The sequence below is a fragment of the Lapidilactobacillus achengensis genome, from assembly GCF_003946655.1.
GTDB classification, from domain to species: domain Bacteria; phylum Bacillota; class Bacilli; order Lactobacillales; family Lactobacillaceae; genus Lapidilactobacillus; species Lapidilactobacillus achengensis.
This window is the reverse complement of sequence record NZ_RHOV01000001.1, coordinates 1-17,768: the sequence shown is the minus strand read 5'-3', so window position 1 is coordinate 17,768 and position 17,768 is coordinate 1. Positions and strand designations below refer to the sequence as shown.

Here is a 17,768-nt window from a genome sequence, read left to right as displayed (position 1 = left end):
CCAAATCACGCCAAAATAAAAAAGTGGGTGATGAAACATTACGTTTCGCCGCCAGCACTTTTCTAAATGGATATTTACATCTAACTCTGTCAAAACCCAATCTCGAACTCAGCTGTTCTTGACAATTCCCGGAACGAAATTCAATAACAGACCGAACACGAAAAAGGCGATCAAACTCGTTTGTAAGTTAAAGTTGCTCTGGTCGAGTTTCGCGCCGATAAATCCTGCGACGATTCCCAAGAGCAATGACCAAAAAATAACCACGATTCGTTTCATGATCGACCCTTCTTTCAAAGCATTATAGTAGCATAAAAAGGCAAGCTTGCCAAATGATTTCAAATATTTGTTCAATCAGCCCGCTGCGCGGGCGTTGGTGGATTGCAGATGTGGTGAGGCTCCAGGTCGGGCTGGGGGTGGTGGAACGCGGCGGGCACGACTTGAAGCTTTTCGGAAAACCACCGAAAAGCTTCAAGCTCGGCCTTATTCTAGGCGATAAATCGCCAACAATAATATCGCGGCTGACTCACCCCCAGCCCGACCTTCCGCCAAACGAGCGAACAGCCCACCAACGCCAGAGTGTGAACCGACCTGGGTAGCTCCTGAGCATAAGCCTAGCAATTGTTTTGGAAGCTGTATTTTGCTTCCGGAACGATTGCGTAGCTAAGCGCAGGGAGCTGGGTCGGCGAACACGTTTCCAGCCACGACAAACGGCCTGAGGCGGTTGCGTCCCCATCCAAACCCGGCATACCTGCAATTAGGCGAACGCCAACGGACAAATTTAATCAGATGCACCCAGCGCCAACGCTCAAGTCTAATTTTGGGCACTCGCGCTAATTGACAAGCTATGTCCAATTGATAGAGATCTCCGCAATTGACGATCATGGTTAGAGGTCACTAGCTCGATCTTGGTAACAACGGAATAGTTGACCTGAAGAACTCAAGCAAGTTCTGGATGAATCGGCCGAATCGTACTCGTGGACGATTTGGCGTGATGCTCAGTCAACACGATTGCACGACTTGAAATAGTCTAGCTGATAACCTCAAATCCGCTGGCATTGCCGTACCACCCCAAAAGTTGGCCATTATTTTGACCGCTAGCTTGCAAAAGCACTTCGTCAAATACCCAACTTCAATTGCAGATAGGCGCAATTCTGCCTAGCAACCGCCTCAGGACGTGTGGCTCAGCGGTGAAATTTGTCTTAGTGATTTATCACTTAGACAAAGACCTGATTTTGAGACAAGCCGCGCACTTTGCGGGTTGGCTCAAAACAGCGTCCACCGCGTTCCAGCCACGACAAACGGCCTGAGGCGGTTGCGTCCGCATCCAAACCCAGCATACCTGCAATTAGGCGAACGCCAACGGACAAATTTAATCAGATGCCCCAATACCAACCACCCAAGTCTAATCTTGGGCAATCACGCGGAAATTATCCTCGGTCTTAGCGCTGACCTGCGGATGTTGCCGTAAATAATCAGCGATCAGTTCCGTCATATCCGCCGGATTTTCCTGGACGATCTTGTCCGCCTTAAACATGGCGTAATTGCCACCACCAACGGCCCGATATTGATTGATCACTACTGTCAGCGCTTGATCATCGCGAACTGGCGCTCCTTGATAAGTTAAGCTGGTGATGCGGTGGCCGACTGGGCGGGCCACGTTGATCACGTAATTGATGCCCGCGTACATATCATAATTATAATGCTGCGGCTTTGGCTGCTTAAAGCGGTCGGAAACCACGATCTGACCCTGTGGATCCAGCGAGAAATATTCCGCCGATTGCTCTAGGGCTGCGCGTAAATCAGCGCCTGTGATTTTTTCCACGGCGAGGGTGTTGGGATAAATGTAGTTGGTCAGCACCGAGCGGAAGGTGATCACGTGGTCAAAACCGCGACCGTCATTGTTGAACAAGGCGGTGCCGGAGATCTTCGCGCCAGTGGCCGCGCGCTGAACATCTTGGACGAACTGGATATAAGGATGCGGCCGTAATCGTACAGCCATCGGATCGGTAATCGTCAAATCGCCGGTCGTTGTGCCCAAAGGTTGATCAAGCCAATCCTCCACCGCTTGATTGGTGGGCGTCAAGGCGTTCACTAATTCTGCCGCTGGTTGGGCAGTTCCCGTTGGCAATAATTCGGCCTGACTAGCGGTCACCTGTTGGGCTTCATTCACCGTCAACGTGATTTTCCCGACGAATTCCCCTTTTGAACCTGGTTGGGTGATCGGTACCGTGCCTAATTGAGCCGCTAATTCCCGATGTTGATGGCCAGTCACTAAGGCATCGATTCCTGGAATCAACGCCAACGCCGAGCCTTCGTTTTCCCCAGTCAACGCTTCGGTGGGCGCGTTCGTGGTCAAATCACGCTCAAAACCACCATGATAAGCGACCACAACCACATCGGCCAATGCTCGTAATTTAGGAACATAGTCTTCGGCGGTAGCGACAGCTGACCGGAATTGAAGCCCTTGTATTTTCTCTGGCGCTTCCCAGTGCGGGATGTATTGCGTGGTCAACCCAAGCACAGCGACCGTCAGAGCACCAAATCGCACAAGCTCATAGGGTTGTCCAAAAGCAGGTTGCCCGCTGGCGTCTAAAATATTGGCGCAAAGAAAATGACGAGAACTTTGTTGAATTGCGGTCCTTAAATAATCAGCGCCATAATTGAATTCGTGATTACCAACAATGCCGATTTGGTAGGGAATTTGGTTATAAGCTTGGGACAACGGCCGCAAATCATGACTAACCTTGGCCGCATAGTAAGCCAAGGGAGAACCTTGCAGGAAGTCGCCGTTCTCGATCACCAGCACTGGATCGGCACCAGCCGCGGCGACTTGTTCCTTGATCACCGTAGCCGCCCGCGTTAACCCATATGATTTCTGACTGTTGCGGCTAGTATAGTCAGTGGGCAATAGATAGCCGTGGGTATCACTGGTAGATAGAATCGTTAATTTCATTTTTTCTGACTCTCCTCGATTTTCAGTGTGGCTTCCTCGGCTTGTTGGGCCTCCAGCTTGCCTAAAAGCTTCAAGACCACCGTCCGCTGAACGACGGCGCTACAACTTAACTTCACTAAATTGGTGGTTTCAACCACCAAATCGTCCTGTTTCGCCGCTGTGATCACCACTTCGTTGGCGAAGTCGCCGACCACATCTTGAATTGTTTTCAAAAAGACGGTCACGAAATAATCGTAGGTTTGGGAATTCTTGTCCGGATGGACCACCAAATGCAGTCCTTGTTTGATTTCGCCAATCGAAAAAACACTTTTCAAGATCGCGATCACGATCAACCGGGCCAGTTGTTGCTGGCTATAACGCTTCTTCTGCGGCGCCCGCACCAAACCCGCCTTAACATAATTGTTGATCATCGCCGGGGTTAACTCATCGAACTCAAGGGGCTCCAACATTTTGTTGATGAAGCTGACCACCTGATCCATGTACAAATCAAATTGCGGCAATTCGCTCCACCGAGGAATTGTCAGCACTTGGATCTGTTGTAAATATTGGGCAAACTTTTGCTTTTCCATTTATGACACCTCACTAGCACCAGTTTAACACATCATAATGAAAACTAGCTAGCCTTGCTACCAGAATTGGACAAATAAAAAAGCCCGCTAAGCGGACTAATTATTAGCTTCTTCAGCCTTCTTGATCACTTGGCTACCCTTGTAGAAACCTTTAGGGGAAACGTGATGATTCAAGCGATATTCACCATTTGCCGCGTCGAATTGCAAGTTAGGTGTTTGCAACTTGATATGACCACGACGTTGGCGCTTTTTCATTTTAGAAGTGCGACGTGCAGGGACTGCCATTTTAAAAACTCCTTTTCAAATCAACTATTTAAGCGAGATCAAAGCAACGTAATAGATGCTGTTTTCGTTCACCTATCCATGATACTATCAATGTTCCTTGATGGCAAGTAAAATTTAACTTTCTCGTCAGTCGCGCTGCCGATTTTTTTCGTGGTCGCTGACCGGCGCCAGTTGTCAACCGCCAACATTATTGCTCGGATTCGTTGGAACCACCGGCCATTTGATGGGAGGCGCGCTGGTCTGATAACTGCGCCTCAAGAGCGGCAATGGTTTGCTCTTTTTCCTTCAATTCTTGCCGTTGCTTTTCTCGGGCGTCAGCCACCGCTTGGTCGATCGTTGCCTGTTGGTTCTGCTTCAATGAACTGATTTCTTGCGTCAATTGCTTTTGTTGGCGTTTGTGGGAAATACTCCCCGTAGTTGACAACAACAGCGCAATCAGCGCACCCAAAATCAAAGCCAGGATCAGAATAATGATCAGTGGTAGTTTGACTTTAACGAACCCGAAATTGATCACGGTTGGCGCCACGTTCAAAACCGCAAAGATAACCACGACTAAAGCGAGTACTAGCCCAATAATGAAACTCGTTTGCTTTTTCATTTTACCCGACCCCTATTTCTGATTGCCTAATGTGCTGGCTAAGAAATCACCTAAATGCGGCACCAATGGATAGATGCGCGCGGCGACTTCCATGATCCACGGTGTATTGATTTCCCGCACATCACGGCCAAAAACGCCGACGATCCGCTGCGCCAAGCGTTCAGAATCTAGCGCCAACCAAGCGATTTTAGCCAAATATTGATTGCCTTGATCAGCGGTCGCGAAGAAATCAGTCTTGACCGGGCCGGGATTGATCGTGGTGACCTTGATTCCCAAAGGCTTGACCTCCAGGCGTAACGAGTTGGAAAAGGCGATCACAGCCGCTTTCGTCGCCGCGTAAACCGCTGATTTCGGTGTTTGGATCTTACCCGCCATCGAACCGAAATTGATGATATGGCCCCGCGTGTTGACCAACAACGGCACCAATTCCCGCGTCAAAATCATTAACCCCAGCACGTTGACCCGGAACATCTGCTCGATCCGCGCCACCGGAATGTCGGTGAAGCTTTCAAAATCACCAAAGCCAGCCGCATTGACCAAGACGTCCACTTGGCGTGTGGCCGCACGAATTTCTGCAACCGCCGCCTCCAAGGCGTCAAGATCACCTAAATCAACGGGAATAACTGTCGTTGTTTCATGAGACAGCCGTTCACACTGAGCTTTAACTTCCATCAATTCAGGGACCCGCCGCGCCAACAAAAACAACCGCGCGCCGCGACTGGCCGCCTCTAGCGCAATATCACGTCCCATCCCTGAAGAAGCGCCGGTGATGACGACGACTTTATGCCGTAATGCCAAATCAGAATCTGTCATATTCGATTACCTCCTGATCACTCAATCCGCGAAAGGGACTGGGATAATATCGAAATCATTGACTACCCGAGTTGCCTTGAAAATATGCTGCGCTTCAGACTGCAATTGATGCACACCCTTGCCCAAATAGCGAGCGGAAATATGAGTAAGCAACAATTGGTGGCAATGCGCTCGTTGCGCCACCTTGGCCGCCTGCGTCGACGTAGAATGGAAATATTGATGCGCTAAGCGAGCCTCAGCCTGACTGAAGGTGCTTTCGTGGACCAACACATCGGCTTGTTCCGCCAACTTTAAAATATTCGGCGTCTGCCGCGTGTCACTAATAATGGTCACGATACGACCGGGTTTATTCGGACCCACAAAATCACGACCATCCAACTGGCGACCATCGGGCAAAGTCACCTGCTGACCTGCCTTTAGCTTACCATAAATCGGGCCTGAGGGAACCTGCAACTCGCGTAATTTTGCCACTAATAACTCACCGGGAAGGTCTGCTTCAACCACGCGATAACCGAAACAAGCGATCCGGTGATCCAATGGTAACGTCGTGACGGTGATACCCGCATCGGCGAAAATCACGCCAGCCCCAGATAATTCATGAAAGTTTAGCGGGTAACCCAAGCGCGTTCCAGTTGTTTTCAAGGAAGTCTGAACGTATTGCTTCAGGCCGATCGGTCCGTAAAGATCAACGGGCTCGATCCCGCCTTGATTGGAGCGACTGGATAGGAAGCCGGGCAACCCGTATAAATGATCGCCATGTAAATGGCTGATAAAGATTTTGGTCACTTTGCGCGGGCGGATCGCCGTTTGCAAAATCTGCTGTTGGGTCCCCTCACCGCAATCAAACAGCCAAATTTCATTTCGTTCATCTAACATTTTAAGGGCCAAACTACTAACATTACGGCCGCGAGCAGGCACCCCCGCTCCGGTTCCGAGAAACTCTAACTCCATTCGATCACATACCTTAATTCAAATTTTGATAACAGGTAAAGCCGCAACAAACTGGCCAGTCATGACTGGCCGATGCGGTGCTAGTCGTCGCACCACCGCAGTTCGCCGTGGCGCTACTTGTCTGCGGCTGCCAAAGTCGTCAGGATCTGTTTGGCAACATAAGTGTAATAGTACGGTGACCCGGTGGGATTAGGATGGACATCATCTTTAGCAAACCAATCTTCATGCGCCTTCGAGTAGCCATACCAATCAATCACATGTAAATTCGCGAAGCGTTTGGCGCCGGCGGCCAGGTCCGCATTGACCTGATTCTGCCACGCCCGAGTCGGCACATGCACATTAATCCAAAAAACATTGCGATCTGGTCCAAACAAATGCATGATCTCGTCCAGATCGTTGGCCTGAAATGAGCCGTTGGTGCCCAATCCCACCAGCACATTAGTCGCGACTAAGCCTTGTTGCAGCAAACCCTTGATTTTGGGCTGGATCGTATAAACTTGTTGACTGACCGTAGCGTCCAAGTACATTTTCGGGAAGATTCGCTTATAACCTTCCGCGCTCCCCAGCATGACAGAATCACCGATCCCGGTGATCTGTAAATTTTGCGCCGCATGGAGCTGAACTTGGGTCAAGCCATACTTCTCCAAATCTTGGTTGACCGGATTCTTAGCCGCCTCGGATTCTTCCGCGGCACTGGATTTGCTCGCCGAGATACTCAAGGACTCGCTTAACGATTTGTCCGACGCTGCCTTGCGACTTTCCGCAGCTGAAGAGCGCGCGGCCGCCGCAATTTTAGCGTTTTCTTTCTTGGTTTGCGCGGCGTTTTTCTTGATCGTTTTGGCCAAATCCGAATGATCCGCCGTGTTCGCACGCACACTAGGCGCCTGAATGACGCCGATCAGGCCTAGGATCATGATCAAACTCATGATCCCAGCAACGAAACGTTGACGCAACATTCCCCGATTTTTAGGCGTGGTGAACAGGGCTTTGAACCAAGTCCATGTTTGGCGATAATCAAAACGAGCCAAGGGGCGTTCAATAAAGCGATAGGACGCCTCACTCAACAGTAGGATCAAGATCACTTCGATCACTGGGTACAAAATCGGATGATCAGCGATATTGCGCATCCGGCCTTCAAAGAAGATCATGACTGGAAACTGGTAAAGATAAATGCCATAGCTACGACTCCCTAACCAATTAAACAGCGGATTCGTCAATAAACGATCCCAATCGGCGCCAGGATGGGCAACAACCGCCACCAAAACTACGGTGAACAGCGAAAACAGCACCATACCGCCCCGATACAGCCAAGACGACCGCGCATCCAGCGCCAAAGTCAACCAGATCATCCCTGCGAAACCAATCAAGCCGATAATATCGATACCAATGCGATCGCCTAAGGCCAATTTACCGCGTAACTCCCCGCTGGGCCAAACCACCGCTAAGGCGCACCCTAAGAGAATCGAGAACGCCCGGGTATCCGTCCCATAATAGATCCGACTGGGATCGGCGCTGGGATTGAAGAGCAAAGCCATCAAGCCGGCCGAAACTACCGCCAACCCGATGCTGGTCCAGAACACGGTCGCTTTCTTGCGCTTTGACCAACGCCAGATTCCCATCACCAACAGCGGCCATAACAGATAGAATTGTCCCTCGATCGACAGCGTCCACAAATGGGTAAAGGGCGACTCGTTATTGGCAAACCGCTCAAAATAAGACTGCCCATTGAAGATCTGCCACCAATTATATAGGTAGATCAAGTTTGTCGCGACGATTCGATGTAAATTGGCCAACAGGTCGCGTTGAAAAAGAACGATATAACCCGCCGTCGCCATTAACATCGTGATCAAGGTTGGATACAACCGCTTGATGCGCCGTAGCCAAAACCCACGGTAATCATAACGCCCCTTTTGGCGCAAATCAGCCAGTAAATGATCCGTGATCAAATAACCAGAGAGCACCATGAAAATCGGCACGCCTAAATAACCACCACGAAAAACATCCGGATTGAGGTGATATAAAATCACCGCGATCACGCCTAGCGCCCGCAGCCCGTTAAACCCATTGATATACCTTCTTTTCATGCGAATGTTTCGCTGCATGACGATTCTCCCCTTAATTCTTGTAATCTAAAATAAATTTTTTCGTGCCAACAACCACCAAAAGTGCCGAGTTTACTCAACGAAGTCAAACACGAAATCAGCGATCGTTACGCTGTCACCATTTTCCGCGCCATGCTCCCGCAACGCGTCTTCGATGCCCCAGTTATGCAAAATCCGGGCGAACCGCATAATGCCGTCTTGGTGATCCAAATTGGTCATTTTCACGAATTTCTCGATTCGGTCACCATGAACCTCAAATTCATGCGGCGCTACCTCTTCAATCGTGTAGCCGGCCGCTTGATCTTCATCAAAGCTGTAAAGCACATCTTTGTCCGGTTGCGCCATGATTGGATCAACCGCCGGCGCCGTAGCCAACAGATCAGCGGTGCGCTGTAAAAGTGGTTGGACCCCTTGATGACTAACACTGGAAATCGGCATAAATTCCGCTTCTTCCCCAGCCGCTTGCAAAGCCGCTTGGAAATCCGCCAGCCGTTCCGCTGCGCCAGGAAGATCCATTTTCGTCGGGACGATCAACTCTGGTCGTTGCAACAAACGCGGATCATATTGCGCCAATTCATGGCGGATCTGTTGATAATCCGTCAACGGTTCCCGACCATTATCGGGATCCATATCCACCAAGTGTAAAATCACCCGTGTCCGCTCAATATGGCGGAGGAACTGAATACCTAACCCGACTCCTTGAGCCGCGCCCGCAATCAATCCAGGCAAATCGGCCATCACAAAATCACGGCCATCGTCTAATTGGACCATGCCCAAGTTGGGAACTAAGGTGGTAAATGAGTAAGCGGCGATCTTAGGTTTGGCAGAAGTCGCCACTGACAACAAGGTGGATTTCCCCACCGACGGGAAGCCGACCAGGCCAACATCCGCCAGAACCTTTAATTCCAATTTCAAAAAGCGTTCTTCACCGGGTTCGCCATTTTCAGCGATTTCAGGCGCGCGATTCCGGGCCGTCGCGAAATGGATATTGCCGCGACCACCACGACCGCCAGCCGCGACCACCAGCTCTTGATGATTCGCGACAATATCTCCTAAAACCTCGCCGGTATCGGCATCCGTAACCGTGGTGCCCGTGGGAACCTTGATATAGGTATCTTCCGCGCCACGACCGTACATGCTCTTATTCATGCCTTTTTCCCCAGCGGCGGCCTTGAAATGACGCCGATAGCGGAAATCTAGCAACGTGCGCAAGCCTTCATCACCGACAAGAATGATCGAACCACCATGTCCGCCATCACCACCAGCCGGTCCCCCATTGGGAACAAATTTTTCACGACGAAACGAAACCGCACCATCGCCGCCTTTTCCGGCCTTTACTTCAATTGTTATTTGATCAACAAACATGGGTGATCCATCCTCCTAATTCCTGCAACTTGACTTAACGTCTAAAAGTTCATTACCTATGATACCAAATTATCGGGCAAAAAACTAAGAATAGCGTTAATCCGTGGCATTATTTTCTGTGGGCCCTGATTTGACTTCCCTGTCGGCGCCGCGTCACCTTCAGCGTGAAAACAATCAAGGCGATCAAAACAATCATTTCCTGTCATCCGCCCTCAGAAGTTGGCACCGAGCGGTCAGCCCCAGTGAAACAGTTTTGGTGGCGTTTTCCTAATTTACTGTTCGTGACGAATCTTTTGAAATATTTTGATTGTTTCTGACGGAAAAAGCTTGCTTTTTCTGCGAAAATCATTTATTATCTGTCATGAGGTGAGTCAATGTTAACTGAACAACGGTACCAAATCATTCTCCAGTTGCTGGCGAACCAGCAGATTTGTAAGATCAACGAACTCGTGCGCCTGACCGACGCGTCGGAATCCACGATTCGCCGTGATCTGGACGAACTGGAAAAGCAAGGTTTACTGGAACGGATCCATGGTGGCGCTCGTTTGTTGGCCCACCTAACCACCGATCAAGCTCAAACCGATCGTGAACAGCTACATCGTTCGGAGAAGGGTAAGATTGCGGAATACGTGGCTCAGCAATATCTTCATCAGCAACAATTTATTTTCCTGGACGCGGGCAGTACCGTGCAAGAAATCATTCCCTATTTAAGTGAATGCCACGGATTGACCCTGATGACCAACAGCATCACAACCGCCGCTCGCCTGTCTGAATTGGAATTGACGGTGAATTTACCGGCCGGACGCTTGAAGAATGATACCAAAGCCTTAGTCGGCGCGCCGACAGTCAATGACTTGGCTCAGTATCGCTTCGATCTGGCGCTGATCGGCACTAACGCCGTCGCACCTTCCGGCGATCTAATGACCCCAAGCATTGATGAGGCCAGTGTCAAGAAAGTCGCCATCAGTCACGCCAAACAAACGGTGGTGATGACCGACGCGTCCAAGTTCTCAGAAATGGCCTTCGCCACGTTCGGCAACTTACAACAGTTGACGGCGTTGGTCACCAATCATATTCCCGATAAGATCCGGCAACATTATCATCAAACTAACATCAAGGAGCTGACTTTATGATTTACACCATTACGGTCAATCCAGCCATCGACTACATTATGCGTGGTGAAGCGCTGGCATTGGGCCAAGTCAATCGTCTCAAGGAAACAGCATATCTTGCTGGGGGCAAGGGAATCAATGTTTCCCAAATCCTCAATCAGTTGGCCGTCGGTAATCGGGCTTGGGGATTTCTCGGCGGCTTCACCGGTCACTTTGTCCAACAATCCCTGGACGCGAAACAAATCGACAGCGACTTCACCCAAATCGCCGCCAATAGTCGCATCAACGTCAAACTCAGCGCTGGCGAAGAAACCGAACTCAACGCGCCGGGCCCTCAAGTAACCACGACGGAGATCGCCGCCTTCACCGCCAAATTCCACCAACTCAAACCAGGGGACGTGGTGATCATGTCAGGCAGTCTTTTACCTGATCTACCCACCGATTTCTACGCGCAATTGATCAAATTGACCAAAGCGCAAGGCGCCGACTTTGTGGTCGACACCACCGGCCAAGCCCTGCTGGATACCTTACCAGCCCACCCTTTGGTCATCAAGCCTAACCATCACGAATTAGCCGAACTGTTCCAGACTACTTTTGCCAATGATGACGAGCTGTTGGCTCATGGTCAGCGCTTACTGACTGCTGGCGCACAACATGTGCTGATCTCCATGGCTGGCGCCGGCGCCTACTTGATTACGGCGGATCACATTTATCATTCCGCGGCGCCACAAGGAGCGGTGGTCAACTCCGTGGGCGCCGGCGACTCAATGATTGCCGGATTTGTAGGTGAATTCAGTCAACATCATGATCCTGTTCAGGCCTTTGAGTACGGCTTGGCTTGCGGCAGCGCCACCGCCTTTACTGAGGATATTGCGGATCGGACGCAAATCGAGGCGATTCGCCCGCAAATCAAGATCACCACAGTTCGTTAAGCGGCAACAAACTTGCGGATTTTCGCAACTTTAATTGGAAGAAATAAGGAAAAAACTCTGGGAGGTTTAACATGAAAGTTCAAGATTTACTGATCAAAGATGCCATGATCATGGATCTCAAAGCAACCACGAAAGAAGCGGCCATCGATGAAATGATCGACCGTTACCACCAAGCCGGCGTTGTCCAAGATGTGCCGACCTATCGCGCGGCCATTTTGAAACGTGAGGCTGAATCAACCACCGGGATCGGTGATGGGATCGCCATGCCCCATGCCAAGACTGACGCGGTCGCCCGCGCGGCCGTTCTTTTCGCCAAAAGTAATCAAGGCGTTGACTATAACGCGCTGGACGGCCAACCTGTTCATCTCTTCTTTATGATCGCCGCACCGGCTGGGGCCAACAACGCCCACTTACAAGCATTATCCGCGCTTTCCTCATTATTGATCGATCCTGACCTGGTGGCCAAGCTGAAACAAGCGCAAACACCAGAAGAAGTTCAGCAATTATTCGGCGCCGCCCAAGCGGCCAAGGACGCTAAAGAAGCGGCCGAAGCGGCAGCAGAGCAAGCTCAGGCCGCGCAAACCAGCCCCGCAGCAACCCCAGAAGCAACAGAAAAACCTTTTGTGGTCGCGGTTACCGCCTGCCCCACTGGGATCGCCCACACCTACATGGCTGAAGCGGCCTTGATCAAAGAGGCCGAAGCAATGGGTGTCGCGATCAAAGTTGAAACAAACGGTTCTGATGGGGTCAAACACCAACTGACCGCCGCCGATATCAAACGGGCCAAAGGGGTGATCATTGCCGCCGATAAACAAGTCGAAATGGCGCGTTTCTCCGGCAAGCATCTATTGAACCGCCCCGTCATTGACGGAATCAAGAAACCCCATGAACTAATCGAAAAGACCCTCAACGAACAAGGCGCGATCTACCATGCGGACGGCGATGCCGTCGCCGCAACGGCCGCTGACCAAGGCGAAGCTGATCACGAATCGATCGGCCACAAAGCCTATGGTCAGTTGATGAACGGGATCTCCCACATGCTGCCCTTCGTCGTTGCCGGCGGGATCATCATGGCAATTTCTTTCTTGCTGGAACGTTTCGTTGGTGACCAATCCCTGTGGTTCACCTTCCCCAACCAAATTGGGAACGCCGCGTTCAGTTTTCTGATTCCTGTTTTGGCGGCCTACATCGCCGAAGCAATTGGTGATCGACCGGCATTAATGCCCGGTTTAGTCGGTGGTTACATGGCCAGCCAGGCCAGCATGAGCGTCGTCAGTTCCAAGAGTCCCGCTGGCTTCTTAGGTGGGTTAGCCGCTGGTTTCATCGCCGGCTTCATTGTCCTTTGGCTGAAAAAAGTCTTCAAAAACCTACCGAAATCACTGGACGGTTTGAAACCCATCTTTATCTTCCCGATCCTCGGTTTATTGCTGACAGGCGGCATCATGTTCTTCATTGTTGACCCGATTTTCAGCATGATCAATCTGGGCCTGACCAACTTCTTGAACAACATGGGCACCGCCAACGCCGTCGTTCTCGGTGCGCTACTGGCCGGAATGATGGCCATCGACATGGGTGGCCCCTTCAACAAGGCTGCTTACGTCTTTGCCATTGGTGCTTTTGAAACCACCCAAAATGGCGCTTTGATGGCCGCCGTGATGGTCGGTGGGATGGTGCCACCGCTGGCAATCGCCTTGGCGACCACGATCTGGCCGAACAAATGGACCAAATCAGAACGCAATTCAGGTTTGAGTAACTATATCTTAGGGATTTCCTTCATTACCGAAGGCGCCATTCCTTTCGCCGCGTCAGATCCTTTGCGCGTGATCACTTCCAGCGTCATTGGCGCCGCGATCGGTGGCGGGATCTCCCAGGCCTTTGGCGTCAACGTTCCCGCGCCTCACGGTGGCCTGTTCGTCTTACCGCTGGCGGACCACAAGCTAGCCTATCTGCTTTCCGTGATCATTGGTTCCGTGATTTCTGCCTTGATCCTTGGTTTGTGGAAGAAGCCATTACCAGATAGTAAATCTGGTCTGACCGCCAAAACCAAACACTGAAGGGCCATGAATTCCTAGAACATCGATTCCACCGCAACAAAGTCTCATAAAAGTACCCAGCTGACCCCTGTGACGCCGATGACGTCACAGGGGTTTTCGCCACCAAAATGACTTGGGCACACCTGGCCCAACAAAAAAACACCGCCATTCCGCGTTTTCTCGACGCTGAATGGCGGTGCTTTTTTGGCGCTTGGTCAACTGGTGGTGTGGTGCTACCCCTTGAGCAACAGCAACAGGCTAGAGAGCCACCAGATCTAGCTACCCCAAAGGCCACTCACGCTGGGAACTTCAATCAAGCGCTGTTAATCGGCGGCTTGGTTGATTGAATCCTTGGCGTGCAACTTCTTTTCGAAATATTTCAGGAGCAAGGAGAGCAACAAGGTCAACACGAAGTAAATCAGAGAAGTGATCACCAATGGTAAGAATGGTTTGAAGCTTGAGCCCTGAACCACACTGGTCTGGAACATCAATTCGCCGACCCCGATCACACTGACGATCGCCGATTCCTTTAAGAGTGAGATAAATTCGTTCCCTAAAGCAGGTAGAATCGTCTTGATGGCTTGCGGCAAAACGACTAAGCGCATCGTTTGTTTCTGGGAAAGGCCTAAAGAACGGGCCGCTTCTGATTGACCCTTGGCCACCGCCTCGATCCCAGAACGAATGACTTCAGAAACATAGGCCCCGGAATTTAAGGCCAAGGCAATCGCCGCGGAGGCGAAGGCAGAGACATTCAGATGCAGGATTTGGGTGCCGAAGTAGATCATAAAAACCTGGACCAGCAACGGGGTGCCCCGGAAATACTGAATATAAACCACGGCGATAGCTTTGACTAACTTGTTTTTGGCCCGTTTCATCAAGGCTAGTAAGGTGCCCAAGAGACTCCCGAAGAAAACACCAATAATGGTCAACACAATCGTGATCCCAGTACCTTTAAGGAAATAGCTCCCATAACCTTGCAGAAAGTTCTGCTTGGTCAACATTTGTGCATTAGCTTCTTTCCGCCATTCCGTAAATTGGCCGTTCTTCTTGACCTTCCGAATGGTTTGATTAACGCTGGCCAAGTAAGCTGGCGCGTCCTTGGGCACCGCCACCGCGCAATCATAATCCGAGTTGGTGAACTTGACCTTGGATAAGGCCAAGGCTGAGTTAGTTTGGACATAAGCGGCCGCCACCGGTTCTTCGACCACGACCCCAGCAACCTTCTTTTGTTGCAAGTTGAGAATCAAATCCGTCACTTTCTCCAACGAGGTGATCTGGGCCCCCGCCAGTTCATCTTTGGCCACAGTTTCTTGGGTGGTCTGTTTCTGAACGCCGACCTTCTCACCCTTGAAATCCATCACGCTCTTATATTTATCCAAATCATCTTTACGGACGACCACCGATTGGCCCACGGTTAAGTAAGAATCGGAGAACGCCACCTCTTTCTTCCGTTCCGGCGTTGGTGTCATCGCCGAAACGATCATGTCCGCTTTGCCGGTTTTCAAACTACCGAGCAAGGAATCAAAACCCATTTCCTTGATATGCAGTTCAACGCCGATGTCCTTGGCAATCTGCCGCGCCAAGGCGATGTCGAAGCCGACGATCTTGTCTTCCCCATTGATTGTCTTGTGGAACTCGTAAGGGGGATAGTCCGCGGAAACGCCCAAAACCATATAGCCACGCTTCTTGATCGCGGTCAAAGTTGGATCGGTGGTCGCCGCTGCTTGCGCCGGTCGCAAATTGACCAACCCGCTGAAACTACTGACCAGCAATAAGCCTAGTACCAATAATGCCCCAATTTTCTGCTTGATTGTTTTCATCAAAAACATCCTCTACCAAATTAATAGCATTAGTATACACCATATTTTATATTTATGCACTATTTTTGCGAAAATTCTTTTATTTATTCATGAAACCCTGGACTGAAGGGAAATATGCCTCTGGCCGTCCCGTTCTTGGCGCCCGCTTCGCTCCGCCCGCTGGCCCACCTGCCCAACAAAAAAAGCCGTCATTGAATCGACAGCTTGATTGTTTGCGCGACGGTTTTGGAAATGCCTAGTGCTTGCAGATCCGCCAATGAGGCGCTTTTGATTTTCTTCAGTGACCCGAAATGCTTCAGTAATTTCGTGCGGGTCTTGGGTCCCACACCTTGGATCGTTTCTAAACGTGATGACAAGGCGTTCTTACTCCGAGTTTGCCGATGGAAGGTGATCGCGAAGCGGTGGACTTCATCTTGGATGCGTTGCAACAGATAGAAGCCCTGAGATTTGGGATCCAACGTTACCGGAGTCCCAGCCTCGCCGAAAATCAGCTGCGCCGTTTTGTGCTTGTCGTTCTTGACCATCCCCGCCACCGGAATGAATAAATTGAGTTCATTTTCCAAGACATCTTTCGCGGCGGCCATTTCAATAATGCCTCCATCCATCAGAATGAGATCGGGCAAATTCTGCCCTTCCTTAAGCAGACGGGTATAGCGGCGGCGGATCACTTCCCGCGTATTGGCGGCTTCATCGGCGCCACGCTGATGTTCGACCTCACCGCGCAACTTATACTTACGGTAATTATGTTTGTCCGGGCGCCCGTCGAGAAAACTGACCATCGCCGACACCGGATCCGTCCCCTGGATATGGGAATGGTCAAAGGCCTCGATCACGTGGCCCGTTGGTAAGCCCAAGGCCGCCAATATTTCGTTTTGCGCCCCAATGGTCTGTCGTTCGTCCAACTCCAATAAGCGAAACTTCTCATTCAGCACCAATTTCGCGTTCTTATTCGCCAGCGCCTGCAATTCACGCTTGCGCCCGCGCACCGGTGTCTTGACGGGCACCTGCAAAATCTCACTCAGAACTTGATGATCCAACTCCTTCGGTACCAAGATCTCTTTGGGCAAAACATTGTTCTTTCGATTGTAAAACTGCAAAATAAACGTACTCAATTCTTCCATGGGTTCATCTGTGACCACTGGGAATAAGCGCTTGGTCCGCTTCATCAGACGCGCTTGGCGAATGAAGAAAATTTGGACCGACATCCACCCCTTATCCAAATAATAACCGAAAATATCCCGCGGCGTATTATCGTTGGAAATAATTTTCTGTTTCTCGACGGTCGCATCAATGTAATGCAGCTGATCCCGTAATTCCGCGGCCCGCTCAAACTGTAAACTAGTCGCCGCCGTATTCATTTCCCGCGTCAACTTCTGCTTCACCGCACCCACTTGCCCATTAAGGAACCGCTTGATTTTCTCAATTTGGGCCTGATATTCCGCCTCAGGCACCTCGCGGAAACAAGCGCCCAAACACTGCCCCATATGATAATACAGGCAAGGCCGCCCTAAATGACCGGCACAGCGGCGCAAAGGATAAACCTTCTGCAAGAAATGCATCGTTTCCTCAGCCGCGTAAACATTGGTGTACGGCCCGAAATAATAAGCGCCATCTTTTTTGATTTCCCCTGTGATCATGATGCGCGGATCACGTTCGTTCGTGATTTTAATATAGGGATACCCACTGCCCTGCTTCAAACGAATGTTGTAATAGGGCTGATATTTCTGGATCAAGGTGATTTCCAGTAGAAAAGCTTCCTTGTCCGTTGATGTGATGATCGTTTCGAAATCCACGATCTCCGCGACTAGACGTTCGGTTTTCCCGGTGTGGCTACTTTTGAAATATGAGCGCACGCGATTCTTTAAATTTTTCGCTTTGCCAACATATATAATCTGGGCGTTCAGATTCTTCATCAAATAACAGCCAGGCAAATCTGGCAATAACGCTAACTTATGCTCTAAATGTTCAGAAGCCAATTCTACACCTCATTAAAAAACGGTGCGCGCCTTGGCGCTCACCTTGAAATCTTCTCACTGGTTCCATTATACGATATTTCTCTTACTTTTAAAAACAAAGCGCGCGCTGCGATGGCGTCAAGTTAACGTGGGTTTTAGTAATAAAGATATTTGCTAGAATTATCTGAATACTGATGGCACCAATCTGGCTGTTAGTACATACTGACTATTTTTTCTCACGTTACTGATTCAATGTGTGATTCCGTGTTGCCACTCTCGC

14 protein-coding genes are annotated in these 17,768 nt (G+C 50.4%); 3 read left to right on the top strand and 11 right to left on the bottom strand.

Annotation, left to right across the window (positions count from 1 at the left end):
- Positions 1-108: 108 nt before the first annotated feature.
- The 9 genes from EKM94_RS00070 to obgE all read right to left on the bottom strand — a co-directional run bounded on the left by EKM94_RS00070 (position 109) and on the right by obgE (position 9,636).
- Positions 109-276: a DUF2929 family protein gene (locus tag EKM94_RS00070; RefSeq protein WP_125595633.1), complete on the bottom strand. Its 168-nt coding sequence runs from the start codon at positions 274-276 to the stop codon at positions 109-111.
- A gap of 1,126 nt (positions 277-1,402) precedes the next feature.
- The gene (locus EKM94_RS00065) at positions 1,403-2,953 is read right to left on the bottom strand and encodes a bifunctional metallophosphatase/5'-nucleotidase (RefSeq protein WP_125595631.1); all 1,551 of its coding nucleotides are present in this window, start codon (positions 2,951-2,953) and stop codon (positions 1,403-1,405) included.
- Positions 2,950-3,522, bottom strand: coding sequence for a DUF1836 domain-containing protein (locus tag EKM94_RS00060; protein ID WP_125595629.1), 573 nt, complete (start codon positions 3,520-3,522; stop codon positions 2,950-2,952). Before EKM94_RS00060 ends, EKM94_RS00065 begins: the two co-directional genes overlap by 4 nt.
- Before the next feature lie 96 nt (positions 3,523-3,618).
- On the bottom strand, positions 3,619-3,807 hold the full coding sequence (gene rpmF, locus EKM94_RS00055; RefSeq protein WP_125595627.1) for a 50S ribosomal protein L32: 189 nt from the start codon (positions 3,805-3,807) through the stop codon (positions 3,619-3,621).
- 187 nt (positions 3,808-3,994) lie between these two features.
- Positions 3,995-4,405 (bottom strand): lipopolysaccharide assembly protein LapA domain-containing protein, encoded by a 411-nt coding sequence (locus EKM94_RS00050; protein WP_125595625.1) that lies wholly within the window; start codon positions 4,403-4,405, stop codon positions 3,995-3,997.
- A gap of 12 nt (positions 4,406-4,417) precedes the next feature.
- Positions 4,418-5,218, bottom strand: coding sequence for an SDR family NAD(P)-dependent oxidoreductase (locus EKM94_RS00045; protein WP_125595623.1), 801 nt, complete (start codon positions 5,216-5,218; stop codon positions 4,418-4,420).
- Positions 5,219-5,239: 21 nt separating this feature from the next.
- The gene (gene rnz, locus EKM94_RS00040) at positions 5,240-6,169 is read right to left on the bottom strand and encodes a ribonuclease Z (RefSeq protein WP_125595621.1); all 930 of its coding nucleotides are present in this window, start codon (positions 6,167-6,169) and stop codon (positions 5,240-5,242) included.
- Positions 6,170-6,282: 113 nt separating this feature from the next.
- Positions 6,283-8,271: an acyltransferase family protein gene (locus EKM94_RS00035; protein WP_125595619.1), complete on the bottom strand. Its 1,989-nt coding sequence runs from the start codon at positions 8,269-8,271 to the stop codon at positions 6,283-6,285.
- 72 nt (positions 8,272-8,343) lie between these two features.
- On the bottom strand, positions 8,344-9,636 hold the full coding sequence (gene obgE, locus EKM94_RS00030; protein WP_125595617.1) for a GTPase ObgE: 1,293 nt from the start codon (positions 9,634-9,636) through the stop codon (positions 8,344-8,346).
- A 374-nt stretch (positions 9,637-10,010) separates the two neighbouring features.
- Between obgE and EKM94_RS00025 the strand changes: the two genes are divergently transcribed.
- The 3 genes from EKM94_RS00025 (at position 10,011) to EKM94_RS00015 (ending at position 13,734) form a co-directional block, all read left to right on the top strand.
- Complete coding sequence (locus EKM94_RS00025) at positions 10,011-10,769, top strand: DeoR/GlpR family DNA-binding transcription regulator (RefSeq protein ID WP_125595615.1); 759 nt, start codon at positions 10,011-10,013, stop codon at positions 10,767-10,769.
- Positions 10,766-11,680, top strand: coding sequence for a 1-phosphofructokinase (gene pfkB / locus EKM94_RS00020; protein WP_125595614.1), 915 nt, complete (start codon positions 10,766-10,768; stop codon positions 11,678-11,680). The genes EKM94_RS00025 and pfkB overlap by 4 nt, the downstream gene beginning before the upstream one ends.
- Before the next feature lie 71 nt (positions 11,681-11,751).
- Positions 11,752-13,734: a PTS fructose transporter subunit IIABC gene (locus tag EKM94_RS00015; protein WP_125595612.1), complete on the top strand. Its 1,983-nt coding sequence runs from the start codon at positions 11,752-11,754 to the stop codon at positions 13,732-13,734.
- 302 nt (positions 13,735-14,036) lie between these two features.
- On the opposite strand, the gene EKM94_RS00010 is transcribed toward EKM94_RS00015, so the two are convergent.
- Positions 14,037-15,533 (bottom strand): ABC transporter substrate-binding protein/permease, encoded by a 1,497-nt coding sequence (locus EKM94_RS00010; protein WP_125595610.1) that lies wholly within the window; start codon positions 15,531-15,533, stop codon positions 14,037-14,039.
- Positions 15,534-15,721: 188 nt separating this feature from the next.
- A complete protein-coding gene (uvrC, locus tag EKM94_RS00005) occupies positions 15,722-17,509 on the bottom strand; it encodes an excinuclease ABC subunit UvrC (protein ID WP_125595608.1) in 1,788 nt (595 codons plus the stop codon).
- Between the last annotated feature and the right edge of the window lie 259 nt (positions 17,510-17,768).

What these genes read in the sequence shown, in the direction of transcription:
- EKM94_RS00070 (WP_125595633.1), bottom strand. Translation starts at nt 276, where the DNA reads ATGAAACGAATCGTGGTTATTTTTTGGTCATTGCTCTTGGGAATCGTC.
- EKM94_RS00065 (WP_125595631.1), bottom strand. Translation starts at nt 2,953, where the DNA reads ATGAAATTAACGATTCTATCTACCAGTGATACCCACGGCTATCTATTG.
- EKM94_RS00060 (WP_125595629.1), bottom strand. Translation starts at nt 3,522, where the DNA reads ATGGAAAAGCAAAAGTTTGCCCAATATTTACAACAGATCCAAGTGCTG.
- rpmF (WP_125595627.1), bottom strand. Translation starts at nt 3,807, where the DNA reads ATGGCAGTCCCTGCACGTCGCACTTCTAAAATGAAAAAGCGCCAACGT.
- EKM94_RS00050 (WP_125595625.1), bottom strand. Translation starts at nt 4,405, where the DNA reads ATGAAAAAGCAAACGAGTTTCATTATTGGGCTAGTACTCGCTTTAGTC.
- EKM94_RS00045 (WP_125595623.1), bottom strand. Translation starts at nt 5,218, where the DNA reads ATGACAGATTCTGATTTGGCATTACGGCATAAAGTCGTCGTCATCACC.
- rnz (WP_125595621.1), bottom strand. Translation starts at nt 6,169, where the DNA reads ATGGAGTTAGAGTTTCTCGGAACCGGAGCGGGGGTGCCTGCTCGCGGC.
- EKM94_RS00035 (WP_125595619.1), bottom strand. Translation starts at nt 8,271, where the DNA reads ATGCAGCGAAACATTCGCATGAAAAGAAGGTATATCAATGGGTTTAAC.
- obgE (WP_125595617.1), bottom strand. Translation starts at nt 9,636, where the DNA reads ATGTTTGTTGATCAAATAACAATTGAAGTAAAGGCCGGAAAAGGCGGC.
- EKM94_RS00025 (WP_125595615.1), top strand. Translation starts at nt 10,011, where the DNA reads ATGTTAACTGAACAACGGTACCAAATCATTCTCCAGTTGCTGGCGAAC.
- pfkB (WP_125595614.1), top strand. Translation starts at nt 10,766, where the DNA reads ATGATTTACACCATTACGGTCAATCCAGCCATCGACTACATTATGCGT.
- EKM94_RS00015 (WP_125595612.1), top strand. Translation starts at nt 11,752, where the DNA reads ATGAAAGTTCAAGATTTACTGATCAAAGATGCCATGATCATGGATCTC.
- EKM94_RS00010 (WP_125595610.1), bottom strand. Translation starts at nt 15,533, where the DNA reads ATGAAAACAATCAAGCAGAAAATTGGGGCATTATTGGTACTAGGCTTA.